General features: G+C 55.4%; 13 protein-coding genes. 3 read left to right on the top strand and 10 right to left on the bottom strand.

The genetic code is table 11. The annotated features are described in order from the left end of the window. Nucleotides 1–7 precede the first annotated feature (7 nt). The 9 genes from ugpE to AC2FC2_RS10130 all read right to left on the bottom strand — a co-directional run bounded on the left by ugpE (nt 8) and on the right by AC2FC2_RS10130 (nt 9,924). Entirely contained in the window at nt 8–853 is an 846-nt protein-coding gene (gene ugpE / locus AC2FC2_RS10170; protein WP_209637709.1) for a sn-glycerol-3-phosphate ABC transporter permease UgpE, read from the bottom strand. Continuing rightward, nucleotides 850–1,737, bottom strand: coding sequence for a sn-glycerol-3-phosphate ABC transporter permease UgpA (ugpA, locus tag AC2FC2_RS10165; protein WP_209637710.1), 888 nt, complete (start codon nt 1,735–1,737; stop codon nt 850–852). The genes ugpE and ugpA overlap by 4 nt, the downstream gene beginning before the upstream one ends. 162 nt (nt 1,738–1,899) lie before the next feature. Continuing rightward, nucleotides 1,900–3,219: a sn-glycerol-3-phosphate ABC transporter substrate-binding protein UgpB gene (gene ugpB, locus AC2FC2_RS10160; protein ID WP_209637712.1), complete on the bottom strand. Its 1,320-nt coding sequence runs from the start codon at nt 3,217–3,219 to the stop codon at nt 1,900–1,902. Nucleotides 3,220–3,534: 315 nt separating this feature from the next. Further along, on the bottom strand, nt 3,535–4,722 hold the full coding sequence (locus AC2FC2_RS10155; RefSeq protein WP_265556388.1) for an aminotransferase-like domain-containing protein: 1,188 nt from the start codon (nt 4,720–4,722) through the stop codon (nt 3,535–3,537). A 102-nt stretch (nt 4,723–4,824) separates the two neighbouring features. Then, nucleotides 4,825–5,526, bottom strand: coding sequence for a high-affinity branched-chain amino acid ABC transporter ATP-binding protein LivF (livF, locus tag AC2FC2_RS10150; protein WP_209637716.1), 702 nt, complete (start codon nt 5,524–5,526; stop codon nt 4,825–4,827). Continuing rightward, the gene (gene livG / locus AC2FC2_RS10145; protein ID WP_209637718.1) at nt 5,526–6,296 is read right to left on the bottom strand and encodes a high-affinity branched-chain amino acid ABC transporter ATP-binding protein LivG; all 771 of its coding nucleotides are present in this window, start codon (nt 6,294–6,296) and stop codon (nt 5,526–5,528) included. The genes livF and livG overlap by 1 nt, the downstream gene beginning before the upstream one ends. Continuing rightward, nucleotides 6,293–7,576 (bottom strand): high-affinity branched-chain amino acid ABC transporter permease LivM, encoded by a 1,284-nt coding sequence (locus tag AC2FC2_RS10140; protein WP_209637720.1) that lies wholly within the window; start codon nt 7,574–7,576, stop codon nt 6,293–6,295. The genes livG and AC2FC2_RS10140 overlap by 4 nt, the downstream gene beginning before the upstream one ends. Next, nucleotides 7,573–8,499, bottom strand: coding sequence for a high-affinity branched-chain amino acid ABC transporter permease LivH (gene livH, locus AC2FC2_RS10135; protein WP_209637722.1), 927 nt, complete (start codon nt 8,497–8,499; stop codon nt 7,573–7,575). Before livH ends, AC2FC2_RS10140 begins: the two co-directional genes overlap by 4 nt. 309 nt (nt 8,500–8,808) lie before the next feature. After that, on the bottom strand, nt 8,809–9,924 hold the full coding sequence (locus AC2FC2_RS10130; RefSeq protein ID WP_209637724.1) for a branched-chain amino acid ABC transporter substrate-binding protein: 1,116 nt from the start codon (nt 9,922–9,924) through the stop codon (nt 8,809–8,811). 406 nt (nt 9,925–10,330) lie between these two features. Here AC2FC2_RS10130 and panM point away from each other — a divergent pair, with 406 nt between their 5' ends. Genes panM through AC2FC2_RS10115 form a run of 3 tightly spaced genes read left to right on the top strand, consistent with a single transcriptional unit; the run spans nt 10,331 to nt 14,005 of the window. Next, on the top strand, nt 10,331–10,723 hold the full coding sequence (gene panM / locus AC2FC2_RS10125; RefSeq protein WP_209637732.1) for an aspartate 1-decarboxylase autocleavage activator PanM: 393 nt from the start codon (nt 10,331–10,333) through the stop codon (nt 10,721–10,723). Next, a complete protein-coding gene (locus tag AC2FC2_RS10120; RefSeq protein WP_265556390.1) occupies nt 10,720–11,937 on the top strand; it encodes a DUF3142 domain-containing protein in 1,218 nt (405 codons plus the stop codon). The genes panM and AC2FC2_RS10120 overlap by 4 nt, the downstream gene beginning before the upstream one ends. Continuing rightward, entirely contained in the window at nt 11,924–14,005 is a 2,082-nt protein-coding gene (locus AC2FC2_RS10115) for a hypothetical protein (protein WP_490659168.1), read from the top strand. Before AC2FC2_RS10120 ends, AC2FC2_RS10115 begins: the two co-directional genes overlap by 14 nt. Before the next feature lie 59 nt (nt 14,006–14,064). Here AC2FC2_RS10115 and rpoH read toward each other — a convergent pair whose 3' ends face one another. Next, the gene (rpoH, locus tag AC2FC2_RS10110; RefSeq protein ID WP_020824815.1) at nt 14,065–14,922 is read right to left on the bottom strand and encodes an RNA polymerase sigma factor RpoH; all 858 of its coding nucleotides are present in this window, start codon (nt 14,920–14,922) and stop codon (nt 14,065–14,067) included. Nucleotides 14,923–14,961 lie beyond the last annotated feature (39 nt).

The following is a 14,961-nucleotide window of genomic DNA, read 5'->3' as shown; positions in this document are numbered from 1 at the left end:
TCTCTCATTACTTCTCGCTGTCGACGAGACCGCGCACAAACCAGCGCTGCATCAGAAGAACCACCGCCAACGGTGGGATTAAAGTCAGAATCATCGCCGCCATAACCTGATTCCACTGGGTCGGGGCACCAGAGGTGGAGATCATGCTTTTGATGCCCGCCACCGCAGTACCCATTGAGGCATCGCTGGTGATCAGGATCGGCCACAGGTACTGGTTCCAGCCGTAGATAAAGGTAATGACAAACAATGCCGCCAGGTTGGTCTTCGACAGAGGCAGTACGATGTCCCAAAAGAAGCGCATCGGCCCAGCGCCATCAATACGCGCGGCTTCCAGCAGCTCGTCCGGTAGCGTCATAAAGAATTGTCGCAGCAGGAAGGTGGCCGTCGCAGATGCCATCAGCGGCAGCGTCAGGCCGGTGTAGCTGTCCAATAGGTTGAGGTTGGAGATCACCTCTACCGTTGGGAAAATGCGCACTTCCACCGGCAGCATCAGGGTGAGGAATATCAGCCAGAAAAACAGGCTGCGTAGCGGGAAACGGAAATACACGATGGCGTAGGCCGACAGCACCGACACCACAATTTTGCCGAAGGTGATGGCCAACGCCATGATCACGCTATTGAGCAACAGCAGCGAAAACGGCACCTTAAGGTTGCCCACACCGCCCTGCCAAATGTTGCTGATGTTTTCCCACAGATGCCCCCCCGGGATAAGGGTCATCGGCACTTGAAACACCTCTTTATCGTCCAACGTAGCGGCGACAAAGGCCACGTACAGCGGGAACAACACCACCAGCACGCCGATAATCAGCATTACGTGGCTGAAGATATCCAGCCCGCGTCGGTTCTCAATCATTGGTAACGCACCTTACGTTCGACAAAACGGAACTGGATCACCGTCAGACCAATCACCAACAGCATCAGGATCACCGACTGCGCCGCTGAGCTGGACAGATCCAGGCCCGCAAAGCCTTCGCGGTAGATCTTGTAGATCAACGTGGTCGTGGACTGTACCGGCCCGCCGCCAGTCGCGGCATCGATCACCGGGAAGGTATCGAAGAAGGCATACACCAGGTTCACGACCAGCAGGAAAAAGCTCACCGGCGTGATCAACGGCAATACCAGGTTGAAGAAACGACGTACCGGGCCAGCACCGTCAATGGCTGCCGCTTCGACCAGAGAGCGCGGAATGGACTGTAACGCCGCCAGGAAAAACAGAAAGTTATAGCTGATTTGCTGCCATACCGACGCCAGCACCACCAAGAACATCGCTTGTCCGCTGTTCTGCGCATGGTTCCAGTTGTAGCCCACCCCATTGAGGAAGTGGGTAATCAACCCCAGACCCGGGTTAAACAGGAAGATCCACAGCACCGCCGCCACCGCAGGGGCCACGGCATAAGGCAAAATCATCAGCGTCCGGTAAATCCGGCTGCCGCGCAGCACATAATCCACCAACGCGGCGAAGAACAACGACACCACCAGCCCGATACCTGCGACCAGGAAACTGAAAATCAGCGTGGTATAAAACGAATCGAGGTAGTACGGGTCGTGGAACAACTGGGTAAAGTTATCCAGCCCGACAAACTGGCTGGACAGACCAAACGGATCGAGGCTTTGCACTGAATACCACAGCGCCTCACCGGCAGGCCACAGGAAGAAGATTGCGGTAATCAACAGCTGCGGCAGCACCAATACATAGGGCAACCAGCTACAGCCGAAACCGGGACGATGTGAGCTCATAATCAGGGACTCATGAAGACAAAAGACGGGCGACTCGGCCCATGGCGTCGCGAGCAAAGCCAGTCTGGGTACGGACAGCGCACGGCTTCCGGCGCGGACACAACGTCCACGAGGAAAGCGAGCACTGCCCAATCCCAGAATGGCGAAACGCAGTAGCCGTTATTACTTAGTCTGAGACTCGAAACGACGCAGCAGGACATCACCACGCTGCACAGCGGCATCCAGCGCCTGTTGTGGCGTTTTCTTGCCGGTCCACACGCTTTCCAGCTCTTCATCCACGACGGTACGGATCTGCGGCATATTACCCAGACGCAGGCCCTTGGTGAAAGGCAATGGCGGCTTGTTCAGCATCTGACGCGTTGCTACATCAGCCCCAGGGTTCTTCTCATAGAAGCCCTGTTGCTTGGTCAGGTCGTACGCTGCGGTTGTGATCGGCAGATAACCGGTTTTCTGATGCCATTCGGCAGCGATTTCCGGTTGGGCCAGATACTGCAGGAATTCAGCGACACCCTTGTAAGTAGCGGCATCTTTGCCGTTCATCACCCACAAACTCGCGCCACCAATGATGGCGTTCTGTGGTGCATTTTTGGCATCAGCGTCATAAGGCATCATGCCTACACCGTAGTTAAATTTGGCGTAGTGCTTAATATCTGCCAGCGAACCGGAGGAGGCGGTAGTAATGGCGCAATCACCGCTGTAGAACTTCTCGGTAGATTCGTCTTTACGGCCAAAGTAGGTGAAATCACCCTTCTTGTTCATGTCTTCCAGCAGTTGGATATGCTTGACCTGAAGCGGTTTGTTGAACGTCAACTGAGCGCTGGTGCCACCGAACCCGTTATTTTCCGTGGCGAACGGCACACCGTGCCAGGCACTGAAGTTCTCGAGTTGGATCCAACCCTGCCAGCCACTCGCGTAGCCGCACTTCATACCGGCTTCACGCAGTTTAGCGGTATCCGCAGCCAGCTCTTGCCACGTTTTTGGTGGCTGGTCCGGGTTCAGGCCAGCCTTTTTGAAGGCATCTTTGTTGTAATACAGTACCGGGGTAGAGCTGTTGAACGGCTGAGACAGCAGGTGACCGCTCTTGTTGTCGGTGTAATAACCTGCCACCGTCGGCACGAACACCGACTCATCAAAATTGATACCGGCATCTTTAAACACTTCATACACTGGCTTGATCGCCTTACTGGCCATCATGGTTGCCGTGCCCACCTCATACACCTGCAAAATCGCCGGCGCTTTACCAGAGCGATAGGCTGCGATGCCCGCCGCCAGGTTCTGTTCGTAGTTACCTTTATAAACCGGAACAATTTTGACGTCGGGATGCGATTGGTTAAAGCGGTCCGCCAGGGAGTCCACTTCTTTACCCAGTTCGCCTTCCATCGAATGCCAGAACGGGATTTCGGTCGCCGCCAGTGCATGAGTGCTGACCGCCAGGGTCAACGCGACGCACAGCGTAGTTTTGCGAATAGCGTAGGTGAGCATGCCTAACTCCTGAAAAAAGCTGGTGTATCCCCTGCATCTTTCCAGTTGCCGCTGCGTTGGCTTCCCTTCATCACTCCTGTCACTTACCTCTGTAAGCTCCAGGGAATTATGGCGGTTGCCGCCTTGCTGCAACGTGAAATCTATTGGGGCAATAAGCGCGTGAGCGAAAAGAATCAGTTTTTTGTTCGGAAGCTAACATGCCATGTTCGAATGACAGAAAAATAACCGTGAGATGACAGTAATGTGACGAGAGGGTGAAGTGCAGGTTGCGGTTTGATGTCAGCGGCAGGGAATACTCCCCCGCCGCCGCGGGAATTACAGTGAGCGACGCAGGCGGGCTACAGCTTCTTGCATCTGCTGTTCAGTGGCCGTGGCAAACGACAGGCGGAAAGTCGAACGGTCCGGGTTGTCAGAGAAGAAGTATTCTCCTGGCACAAATACCACGCCCTGTTGCAGAGTGGTTTTCAGCCATTCGGTGGCGTTGAACGGCTGACGGAAACGCGCCCACAGAAACATTCCGCCTTTCGGCATATCGAAGCTGATATGCTCGCCCAACTCTTTCTCCACCAGGCCGGCCAGGATCTCACCTTTTTGCTTGTACGCCGCACGGATCTTTTCGATCTGCGCCGGTAAACGATCCAGTCCCAGATAACATTCTACAATGCTCTGTGACAACGCACTGGCATGCAGATCTGCCGCCTGCTTGATGATCGCCACTTTATGCAGCAAAAACGGCGGCAAAATCGCCCAACCCAAACGCAAGCCCGGTGCCAGGATCTTGGAGAAGGTCGAGGTGTAGATAATATTATCGGTATGGCCCAGCAACTGTTGGGAAACCTGGTGCAAGGTGGCGTTACGCTCGTCGGTGAAACGCAGCTCACCGTACGGGTCATCCTCAATAATCAGGAAGTTGTGCTCGGCCGCCAGCTTCACTAACAGCTCGCGGCGCGGTGCACTCAGCGTAATGCCGCTTGGGTTGCCGAAATTAGGCACAACGTACACACCTTTAATGCGCTGTGTCTTGAGCAGTTCTGCCAGTTCTTCAACCACCATGCCATCACTGTCGGATGACACCGACATGATGTTGGCCTCTGCCAGTTCCAGCGTCTGCAATGCCGCCAGATACGTCGGGCGCTCCACCACAAACACGTCGCCTGGGTTAACGATGGCACGCATCACCAGATCCAGCGCCTGCTGGGAACCCGCAGTCACCATCACTTCGTCGGCGGTAGCAGAAACACCGCGCTGGGCGCACAGCGCACAGATACGCTCGCGCAGCACTGGGCTACCTTCGGTCAAGCCATACTGGAAGGCACTCTTCGGTTGCTCAGTGATTGCCTGATGGGTTGCGATACTCAACCCTTCGAAATCAAACAGGGCATCAGAGGGGATGCCGCCCGCCAGCGAAATGACATTTTCCATCTTACTGTGCTTGAGCAATTCACGAATTGCCGAGCTTTTTACTTTTACGATGCGCTGCGCGAGTAACCCTTCTGTGTTCATTTCTTCTTCTCGTAATCGTTAAAAACTTTGTAGGGGCGCTGTATATTGCGGCCGAATCACTCGGGACGAATATATTCGTCCCCTACGGCTTTGACGGGTATTTCAACCGCCCAGATACGCCGACCTAACTGCTTCGTTTGCTAACAATGCGGCTCCCGTATCTTCCAACACCACGCGCCCGTTTTCCAGTACATAACCACGATCGGCCAATTTCAGCGCCTGATTGGCGTTTTGCTCCACCAGGAAGATCGTCATACCCTCTTCGCGCAGTTGCTGAATAATGTCAAAAATCTGCTGAATGATGATCGGCGCCAACCCCAGAGAGGGTTCATCGAGCAACAGTAACTTCGGCTGACTCATCAGCGCACGACCAATCGCCAACATCTGCTGTTCACCGCCGGACATGGTGCCAGAGCGCTGAGTACGGCGCTCCAACAGGCGCGGGAACAGGCTGAATACCCGTTCAATTCGCTGCTGATACTGATGACGATCGGCAAAGAAACCGCCCATCGCCAGATTCTCTTCCACGGTCATGCGCGAAAACACCCGCCGCCCTTCAGGCACAATCGCCACGGCCTCACGCATGATGCGCGACGTTTGCCACTGGGTAATGTCCTGATCGAGAAAAGTGATACTCCCCTCGCTGGCACGCGGTTCACCGCACAGCGTGCCGAGTAACGTGGTTTTACCGGCACCGTTCGCGCCAATCAGGGTGACAATCTCACCCTGATTGATGTTCAGGCTAACCTGATGCAACGCCTGGATTTTGCCGTAATGGGCGGACACCTGATTAAATGACAACATTAAGCTTCCCCCAAATACGCCCGGATCACGTCCGGGTTGTTACGAATTTCTGCCGGAGTGCCCTGTGCCAGCGGCGTACCCTGGTTTACCACGTAGATGCGATCGGAAATGCCCATCACCAACTTCATATCGTGTTCAATCAGCAACACCGAGACCTTATGCTGATGACGCAGTTCGATAATCAGGTGATCCAGCTCGTCGGTTTCCTTCGGGTTCAGACCCGCCGCCGGCTCATCCAGCATCAGCAACTCCGGCCGTGTAACCATGCAGCGCGCAATCTCCAAGCGACGTTGTTGGCCGTACGCCAGGTTACCTGCAGACCGGTTAGCCATCTCTAACAGGCCAACCCGTTGCAGCCACACCGAGGCGCGTTCCAGCGCGTCGGCTTCGGCGCGGCGAAAGGCCGGGGTTTTCAACAGCCCGGCGAAAACGCCGCTTTTCAGATGTTGATGCTGTGCAACTAACAGGTTTTCAATCACGGTCATTTCACGGAACAGCCGCACGTGCTGGAAAGTTCGCACTACGCCCATACGGGCAATCGTCTGGCCAGGTAACCCTTCCAGATGGCGTTCGCGCAGTTTGATGGTGCCGCCGGTCGGGCGGTAGAAACCGGTCAGGCAGTTAAACACCGTGGTTTTACCCGCGCCATTCGGGCCGATGAGCGAAACAATCTCGCCTTCATTGAGCTCCAGCGCCACGTTATTGACCGCCAATAAGCCGCCGAAACGCATCGACAACCCTTCGACCTTCAGTAAAGGTTGCATGCTCATGCTTGCTCCCCCTTACCTGCGTGGATATCCGCCGTCTTCAGTTTTAACTGTGGCCGCTTCATCGGCAGCAGCCCCTGCGGCCGCCAAATCATCATCAACACCATCAGGGCACCCAGCAGCAACATGCTGTATTCGTTAAGATCCCGCATCAATTCGCGCGACACAACCAGCAGAATCGCCGCCAGGATCACAGCAAACTGCGACCCCATGCCGCCCAATACCACGATCGCCAATACAAAGGCCGACTCGACGAAGGTAAAGGATTCCGGGCTGACAAAGCCCTGACGCGCGGCAAACAGCGTACCGGCAAAACCGGCGAAGGCGGCGCTGATGGTAAAGGCGGTCAGCTTGATTTTGGTCGGGCTGAGGCCCAATGAGCGGCAAGCGATTTCGTCTTCACGCAGGGCTTCCCAGGCGCGCCCAAGCGGCATGCGCAGCAGGCGGTTAATCACGAACAGCGTCAGCACCACCAGCAGCAGCGCCACCAGATACAGGAACACGATGCGATCGCTCGGATCGTATTTCAGGCCAAAGAAGTTGTGGAAAGTATCCCAACCGCCATCACGCACGCTGCGGTTGAACTCCAGCCCAAAGAAGGTCGGTTTCGGGATCTGGCTGATGCCGTTAGGCCCGCCGGTGATCTCGGTGTTGTTCAACAACAGGATACGCACGATTTCACCGAAGCCCAGCGTCACAATCGCCAGGTAGTCTCCACGCAAACGCAGCACCGGGAAGCCGAGCAGGAAACCAAAGATAGCGGTAACAATGCCCGCCAGCGGCAGGCTTTCCCAAAAGCCGAGGCCATAGTAATGGTTCAACAGCGCATAGGTGTAGGCGCCTATGGCGTAGAAACCACCGTAGCCCAGCACCAGTAAGCCGGATAGCCCAACCACCACATTCAGCCCCAACCCCAGCATCACGTAGATCAGCGTCAGCGTGGCAATATCCACCGTGCCGCGCGACACCAAAAACGGCCAAGCAACCGCAGCGACAATAATCGCTGCCGCCAGCAGTTTCTGGCGTGCCGTCGTACCGTCAAAGCTCGGTAATACGAATGACGGGCCTGAGATTTTTTTCAGCCCGTGCTGCATCAGCGGGCGCAGCAACTGGAAGAAAAACACGATGACGCAGCCGATACCGATCCACATCCAGCGGACTTCCGCCGCGCCATGCACCACCAGTTTGGTACCCTCGAGGCTCAGCTGCATTCCCATCAGGAATGAAGCCATCACAAACAGCACCAGAGTGGCGATCAACGCATTGAGCAGATTGAGTTTCATACCTTCTCAACCTCCGGACGTCCAAGGATGCCGGTTGGCATGATCAACAACACGACAATCAGCAGCGCAAATGACACCACGTCTTTATATTCAGTGCTCAGGTAAGCCGAAGTCAGCGCTTCCGCCACGCCCAGAACCAAACCCCCAATCATCGCGCCGGGGATGCTGCCGATACCGCCCAGCACTGCCGCGGTAAAGGCTTTCATACCGGCCATAAAGCCGATATAGGGGTTAATCACCCCGTAGAATTGCCCGAGCAGTACACCGGCGACCGCTGCCATTACCGCACCGATAACGAAGGTCAGTGAGATCACCCGGTCGGTGTTGATGCCCAGCAAGCTGGCCATCTTCAAATCCTCGGCGCAGGCACGACAGGCGCGGCCCATACGTGAATAGCGAATAAACATCGTCAGCGCCAGCATCGCCAGGAAGGTCACGCCCCAGATAATCAACTGCATGGTGCTGATAGTGGCCGCGAAACCGTTGCTTTCACCCAGTACCCATTGGCCGGTGACCAGGCTTGGTAACGCCAGATCGCGCGATCCCTGTGTCAGGCTGACGTAGTTTTGCAGGAATATCGACATCCCGATGGCGGAAATCAGTGCGATCAGCCGCTTGGAATTACGCACCGGCTTATAGGCCACTCGTTCGATGCTCCAGCCATAGGCGCTGGCAATGACGATCGACACCAGGAAAGCGGCACCAATCAGCAACCAGCCGACGTCGATACCGAGCATCATCAGGGCGGCGATCACAATAAAGGAGACATAGCTGCCGATCATATACACCTCGCCATGGGCGAAGTTGATCATGCCGATGATGCCGTAGACCATGGTGTAACCGATGGCGATCAATGCATAGGTGCTGCCCAACGTGACGCCGTTGAACATCTGCTGCAGAAAATAGAGAACCTGCTCTGACATACTCTGACCCTTGGCTTCGCTTTTATACCCATCATACTTGAAGCTGCATCTGTGTTGGCTGCACTCACTCACCCGAATCACTTACTTAAGTAAGCTCATCGGGACTCACTCCCTTGCCGCCTTGATGCAACTCCAATTATTTTGGGTAAAGCAAACCTGAAATGACAATCATTAAAAACGCTTATACCCAATGGATTTCGCGTTGCAGCTAGGCGGCAAGCGGGTAAATCCCCAGGAGCTTAGAAAGCTAAGTGACTGGGGTGCGCCCGTGAAGCCAACAACGCTGCAACGTGAAAGACGACGGGTATATTATTTAATCGGCGTTGATGTGCCGTCGGCATGCCATTCAAACACGCCAAATTCAAAGCCTTTCAGGTCGCCTTTTTCATCCCAGCTCAACGGCCCCATCACGGTATCCACCGGCTTACCGGTTTTCAGATCCTTGACGATATCAGCCGGTTCCTGGCTGCCACTGCGTTCCATTCCGGTGGTCAGAGATTGCAGTGCGGCGTAGGTAGTCCAGACAAACGGACCGGTCGGATCCAACTTCTTGGCTTTCAGCGCATCAACAACAGGTTTGTTGGCTGGCACCTGATCGTAGCGTTTAGGCAAGGTCACCAGCATGCCTTCAGAAGCCGCGCCGGCAATGTTAGACAGTGAAGAGTTACCCACACCTTCAGGCCCCATAAAGCGGGTCGTCAGGCCGGCTTGTTTTGCCTGGCGCAGGATTTGGCCCATTTCTGGGTAGTAGCCACCGAAGTAAACGAAATCGACGTTTTCTTTCTTCAGACGCGCCACCAGAGTGGAGAAGTCTTTATCGCCGGCCGTGATACCTTCAAACATCACCACGTCGGTACCCTGCTTTTTCAGGCTATCACGCACCGAGCGTGCCAGACCTTCACCATACTGTTGCTTGTCGTGAACCACGGCAATGCGCTTAGGCTTGATCTCACTGAGGATGTATTTCGCCGCCGTCGGGCCCTGATCGGAGTCCAGGCCGGTCGTACGCATGATCATCTTGTAACCACGGGTGGTCAGATCGGCGTTGGTGGCCGCCGGGGTAATCATGATCACGCCTTCATCTTCATAAATATCGGAAGCCGGCTGCGTCGAAGACGAGCACAGGTGGCCAATCACATAGCGAATACCGTCGTTGATCACCTTGTTAGCGACTGCGACCGCCTGTTTCGGATCACAGGCATCATCGTATTCCACACCCACCAGCTTATCGCCCTTGATACCGCCCTTGGCATTGATATCGGCAATGGCCTGACGAGCACCGGTGAACTCCATGTCGCCATATTGTGCGACTGGGCCTGACATCGCCCCAACAATGGCCACTTTAATGTCTTTCGCCATTGCCGTATGACCGATAGCCATCGCAATACAACCCGCCAACAGCGCCTTACCTTTTGTTAATTTCATCCGCAAATCCCCATCTGTCGTTGTGAACGTACCTGTTGTGTTTACCCGCACCTGACCCTTATTTACTGCTTTTATTCATAAGTAATAATGATTTAGGTATTTTACAGGCAATATTTTCTAATAAGACTTTATTTTTCATATCATTAAACAGGAATTTTCTTCTGCAAATCAACTTCATTGCTCAGAAACAAGCGGTGTAAACAGGATAAAATTCGGATTAAATCCGCGCCATTTAGCCCGTGGCGTAGCGCATCGTGCTGGTTAACAATCCATTTACTAACTATTTACTCGGAAAATGGTCCGTGCAAAAAACATTTTGCGCAGTAATCGTACAGAAAAACTTACACAACGCTCTGCACAAGATCTATTACACTGTCGGCATCATTTAACTGCGCGGAAATTCTGCATGAAACTGACCATTGAGCGCCTGACCGCGCTGTCCCCGCAAGATCTTATCGACCTCGGCAAAATCTGGCCGCATCAGCAGCCGGAAGAGTGGCAGAGCTGGCTGAACGATGGCAAAGCGCTGTTCGCCGCCCGTTTTAACGAGCGACTGTTAGGCGCAGTGAAAATTGCGATAGAGGGTGAAAAGGCCGAGTTACGGGATCTGCTGGTGCGCGAAGTCACACGCCGCCGTGGGGTTGGCCTCTATCTGGTGCAGGACGCGCAGCGCCAATTGCCGCAGATAACGCACTGGCAGCTTTCAACTGCAGGCCTGACGCCCCGCGAACGCGGTGAGGTGGATAACTTTATGCGCGCCTGCGGTTTCACTCAGCAAGGCGAACTCTGGCAGCAATGAAGCGGGGGCTAATAACGCTATTCGTACTGGCGCTGGCGTTAACCTCATGGTTCGGTGGCCGTCATCAGGCGCTAGGGTTATCACAACCTTGGGATAACCAGGTTTATGTCTGGCAACGGGTCTGGACCCCACAGCATGCCGCCGCATTGGCGCAAAGCCGTGATTTGTTCCCCGTGTTGCGGGTGCTGGGAATGCAAGCCCACCCGCGTGAAGGCTGGCGGGAAATCCCGGTCAACCTCCCGTTACTGAAACAAGATGGCCGCCCGTTGTGGCTGGTGGTCCGTCTGGACGGGCAGTTGGCGCAACTGGATGAGTCTGCCATTCGCCAGCGTCTACTCGAAACAGTGCAGCAGTGGCAACGCGCCGGGCTGCGTGTCATCGGCGTTGAAATAGATCATGACGCCGCAACCGCTCGACTGCCCGCGTATCAACATTTCTTGCAGCAACTGCGTCAGCAATTGCCCCATACCTTAGCGCTAGGCATCACGGCATTACCGACCTGGATCGGCTCAGCCGCGTTGCCCGGTGTATTGCAACAAGTCGACAGTTCGGTACTGCAAGTGCATGCGGTGCTGTCGCCTCAGCAAGGGCTCTTCGTCAGCCCGCTGGCACTGCGTTGGGTAAATCAATACGCGAAAATCACACCAAAACCTTTCCGGGTGGCATTACCAGCCTACGGTATGGGTCTGATGGGGGTCGATGCTCAGGGTGCCCAGGTTGAAAGCGAAGCGTCATTGCGCGTTGCAGGCACATCGCGTGAGCTAACCGTTGCACCGCAACAGGTGGCTGATTTTCTGCATCAACTGAATTCGCGGACCACGCCGCGCTTGCGTGGGATTATCTGGTTCCGACTGCCCTTGGCTGACGATCGCCGCGCCTGGTCGCTGGCTACGCTGCGGGCGGTAATAGAAAAGCAACCGCTCGACGCCAGCTGGCAGGTAAAATTTAGCCCTCAACCACAGCAAAATGGGCTAAATGATCTGATAATTCACAATAACGGCCCTGTTGACGCCCCATTGCCACATGAAATCATCATCACCGCGGGTGAGTGCCTGGCGGCGGACGCGGCAGGCAACTACCGGCTGGAAAGCGAGCCTCAACGGCAACGCTTTGTGCTCATTCACAGCGACCAGCTTCGCGCCGGACAATCCCGGCCGCTGGGCTGGCTGCGATGCCAACAACTGATGCCAGGAGGCACCCTTGTCATACCTTAATGCGCACGCCGGACGGAGTCTCTGCGGACGTTCTCTCTCTCTGGCAGCCCTGATCGGTTCTGCGTTGGCGATGCCGATTAACAGCTATGCTTGCGGGCCGGACTTCCCTAATCGCCTGCTGGTCGATCGCAACGGCACACTGCTGTACATGCCGGAAGGTAACTTCGCTTTTGAAGCAGGCCGTCTGGTCGCCGTGGATAAGCAGCTACCGCTGTGGAAAGCGCCACCGCCGGCCATGCCGCCGAAACCTATGCCACTGTCACCGGAAACCCTCATCATCGATAAAATGCGGGCGGCCAAGACCGTTGAAGAGGCCGATGCTGTCAATACTCAAGGGTTATCTGACGCCGCCCGTCTTTATCAACTGGGCGCAGTGGCTTTTGCCGGTGAAGACCCACGCGCGGGTGAGTATTTCCAGCAGGTACTGGCGCTACCCGCCGCAGACCAGGGCGACTGGGGACTGCGGGCACAATATTCACTCGGCCGGTTGCTAATGGGTGATCACGGCACGCCAGAGAATGAAACTGGCGCATCGGCCGTGGCGGTCAAACACCCTGGTAAACCGCAGCTCGAGCAAGCGTTAGCCGCATTCCAGCAGGTGATTGAGCGGGTGAAAAGCGGCACGACTGACCCTGATCAACTGGCGCTAAGCAGCCTTGGCCAGCAAGCACGTATCCACCTGTGGTTGGGTGAGGTCGCTCAAGCGGCTCATCTGTATGCGCAGCAGGCGGCACAAGGCGACCAAGACGGTGGGTTGTCGTTGCAGTACGTCTCCAGCTATCTGGTCAACCCTGACCACTTCGATGTGCTTAAACAGACCATTACCGATCCGTTGATCCAACAGTTGGTGACCATTGAACTGTTTGCCCGCAGCAGTAATTTGCAAATGGCAGACACTGACGGCACCGGCAGCCGTTCTACACAGATTGTCAGCCAAATTCTGACGCTGTTGGATGCCTCGGTGAAAAGCGGTTTCAGCGGCAGCGATCGACTGGCGGCACTCGCGTACCGCGCAGGGCAATATCCGATGGCAGCCAGCCTGCTGAAACACGCCGGAGACAGCGGCCTGGCCTGGTGGCTCCGTGCCAAGATGGCGTTGCGGGACGGGGATGTTAAAACCGCTACCGCAGACTACGCCAAAGCAGCAGCCGCTTTCCCATCCAGTGAAAGCTGGGGTGAACAGCGCAATGCGGACTTTACGCCAGAAACCCTCGTACCCGAGTGCCGGGTTGCGGGGGAACAGGCCATCCTGGCCCTGGATCGCGGCGACTATCTGCAAGCCATGGACTTCTTGTATCGCGGCAAAGATATTTACTGGGCGGACGTCGCCGACGTGGCAGAGCGCGTGCTTACCGTCGACGAACTTAAAGGCTTTGTCGATAAGCATGTGCCGGCACCTGCTACACCGCTGAAACCTGTTAATCCGGACGAGTATAACGGCCAAACGCTTACACCGGACGTGCAACTACGCGAACTGCTGGCGCGGCGGCTGATGCGTGCCCAACGCCCTCAAGAGGCAATGGGCTATTTTGACATCCCTAACTACCGTCAGGTTGCCCAACAGTACGCAGATACGCTGAAAACAGCCCAGGACAAAACTGCCGACAAACTGGTGCGGGCCAAAGCCTATTATCAAGCCGCAACGCTGCTGCGCACCCAAGGACTGGAGTTTACCGGTTATGAAATGACACCGGATTACGCCATTTATGACGCAGGTTATTCCTATCTGGGCGATGCTTTTGATACCCGAGCGCTGAAGCATAAAAGTTGGATCAGCAGCGCAGAAGCCGCGCGAGCTAAAGCGGCATTGCCGTCGCAAGACAATCGCTTCCTGCACTACCGTTGGCAAGCGGTCGATCTGGCTCAACAGGCGGCTGACTTACTGCCACCGGCGAGCCAAGCCTATGCCGCCGTGCTGTGTAATGCTGCCGGGTGGGTGATCAAACGTGATGCCAAAACGGGTCGAGCGTTGTATCAGCGCTATATCACTACCGGGACCCGGTATAGCTGGGCCAACAAATTTGGTTATGACTGCCCTGCACCGGACTTCTCCGCCGTAACGCGATAACGCCGAATTTCAGGCACAAAAAAGCCCGGCTAGCCGGGCTTTTTAACGCTTATGCGGAATTAGGCTTCGATCGCCATTTTCAGTTTCTTCATGGCGTTCTTTTCTAGCTGACGCACACGTTCAGCGGAAACGCCGTACTGATCGGCCAGCTCTTGCAGCGTAGACTTGTTGTCGTCATCCAACCAACGGGCGCGGATGATATGCTGGCTACGCTCGTCCAGACCTTCCAGCGCGTAGGCCAGTTTGTCTGCTGCGTTGCTTTCCCAGTTATCTTCCTCGATACCCTCGGCGAAGTCCGAGCTTTTATCCTGCAGGTACAGCACAGGTGCCATCGATTGACCATCACGGGCTTCATCATCCGGTGTTGGATCGAAAGTCATATCCTGCGCCGCCATGCGGGATTCCATCTCACGCACGTCTTTACTGGTCACACCCAATTCACGGGCCACCAGTTCCACTTCATCCTGATTGAACCAGCCCAAACGCTGCTTGGTTTTACGCAGGTTAAAGAACAGCTTACGCTGAGCCTTAGTCGTGGCAACTTTGACGATACGCCAGTTACGCAGTACGTACTCGTGAATTTCTGCCTTGATCCAGTGCACAGCAAAGGAAACCAAACGCACCCCAACCTCTGGGTTGAAGCGGCGAACAGCTTTCATCAGGCCGATATTACCTTCCTGGATCAAGTCCGCCTGCGGCAAGCCATAACCAGAATAATTCCGGGCAATATGAGCGACAAAGCGCAGGTGAGACAGGATCAGCTGCTTAGCGGCTTCCAGATCGCCCTGATAATGCAGCCGTTCAGCCAGCTCCCGCTCTTCCTCTGCCGTCAGCATAGGATAGGTGTTGGCGGCCCGAATATAGGCTTCCAAACTGCCCTGGGGCACTAAAGCTAAAGTTTGCATTTCTTTGGTCATTCAAACCCTCTCTTGAAAAAACAGGTCATGCAGGTGATT

The organism is Serratia sp. CoH_122_TC_1 (genome assembly GCF_058191755.1).
Note: the sequence above shows the minus strand (reverse complement) of the source record. Positions and strands in the feature narration are given on the sequence as shown.

Excerpts from the sequence above, each read along its gene's own strand:
- ugpE (WP_209637709.1), bottom strand. The coding sequence starts at position 853 with ATGATTGAGAACCGACGCGGGCTGGATATCTTCAGCCACGTAATGCTG.
- ugpA (WP_209637710.1), bottom strand. The coding sequence starts at position 1,737 with ATGAGCTCACATCGTCCCGGTTTCGGCTGTAGCTGGTTGCCCTATGTA.
- ugpB (WP_209637712.1), bottom strand. The coding sequence starts at position 3,219 with ATGCTCACCTACGCTATTCGCAAAACTACGCTGTGCGTCGCGTTGACC.
- AC2FC2_RS10155 (WP_265556388.1), bottom strand. The coding sequence starts at position 4,722 with ATGAACACAGAAGGGTTACTCGCGCAGCGCATCGTAAAAGTAAAAAGC.
- livF (WP_209637716.1), bottom strand. The coding sequence starts at position 5,526 with ATGTTGTCATTTAATCAGGTGTCCGCCCATTACGGCAAAATCCAGGCG.
- livG (WP_209637718.1), bottom strand. The coding sequence starts at position 6,296 with ATGAGCATGCAACCTTTACTGAAGGTCGAAGGGTTGTCGATGCGTTTC.
- AC2FC2_RS10140 (WP_209637720.1), bottom strand. The coding sequence starts at position 7,576 with ATGAAACTCAATCTGCTCAATGCGTTGATCGCCACTCTGGTGCTGTTT.
- livH (WP_209637722.1), bottom strand. The coding sequence starts at position 8,499 with ATGTCAGAGCAGGTTCTCTATTTTCTGCAGCAGATGTTCAACGGCGTC.
- AC2FC2_RS10130 (WP_209637724.1), bottom strand. The coding sequence starts at position 9,924 with ATGAAATTAACAAAAGGTAAGGCGCTGTTGGCGGGTTGTATTGCGATG.
- panM (WP_209637732.1), top strand. The coding sequence starts at position 10,331 with ATGAAACTGACCATTGAGCGCCTGACCGCGCTGTCCCCGCAAGATCTT.
- AC2FC2_RS10120 (WP_265556390.1), top strand. The coding sequence starts at position 10,720 with ATGAAGCGGGGGCTAATAACGCTATTCGTACTGGCGCTGGCGTTAACC.
- rpoH (WP_020824815.1), bottom strand. The coding sequence starts at position 14,922 with ATGACCAAAGAAATGCAAACTTTAGCTTTAGTGCCCCAGGGCAGTTTG.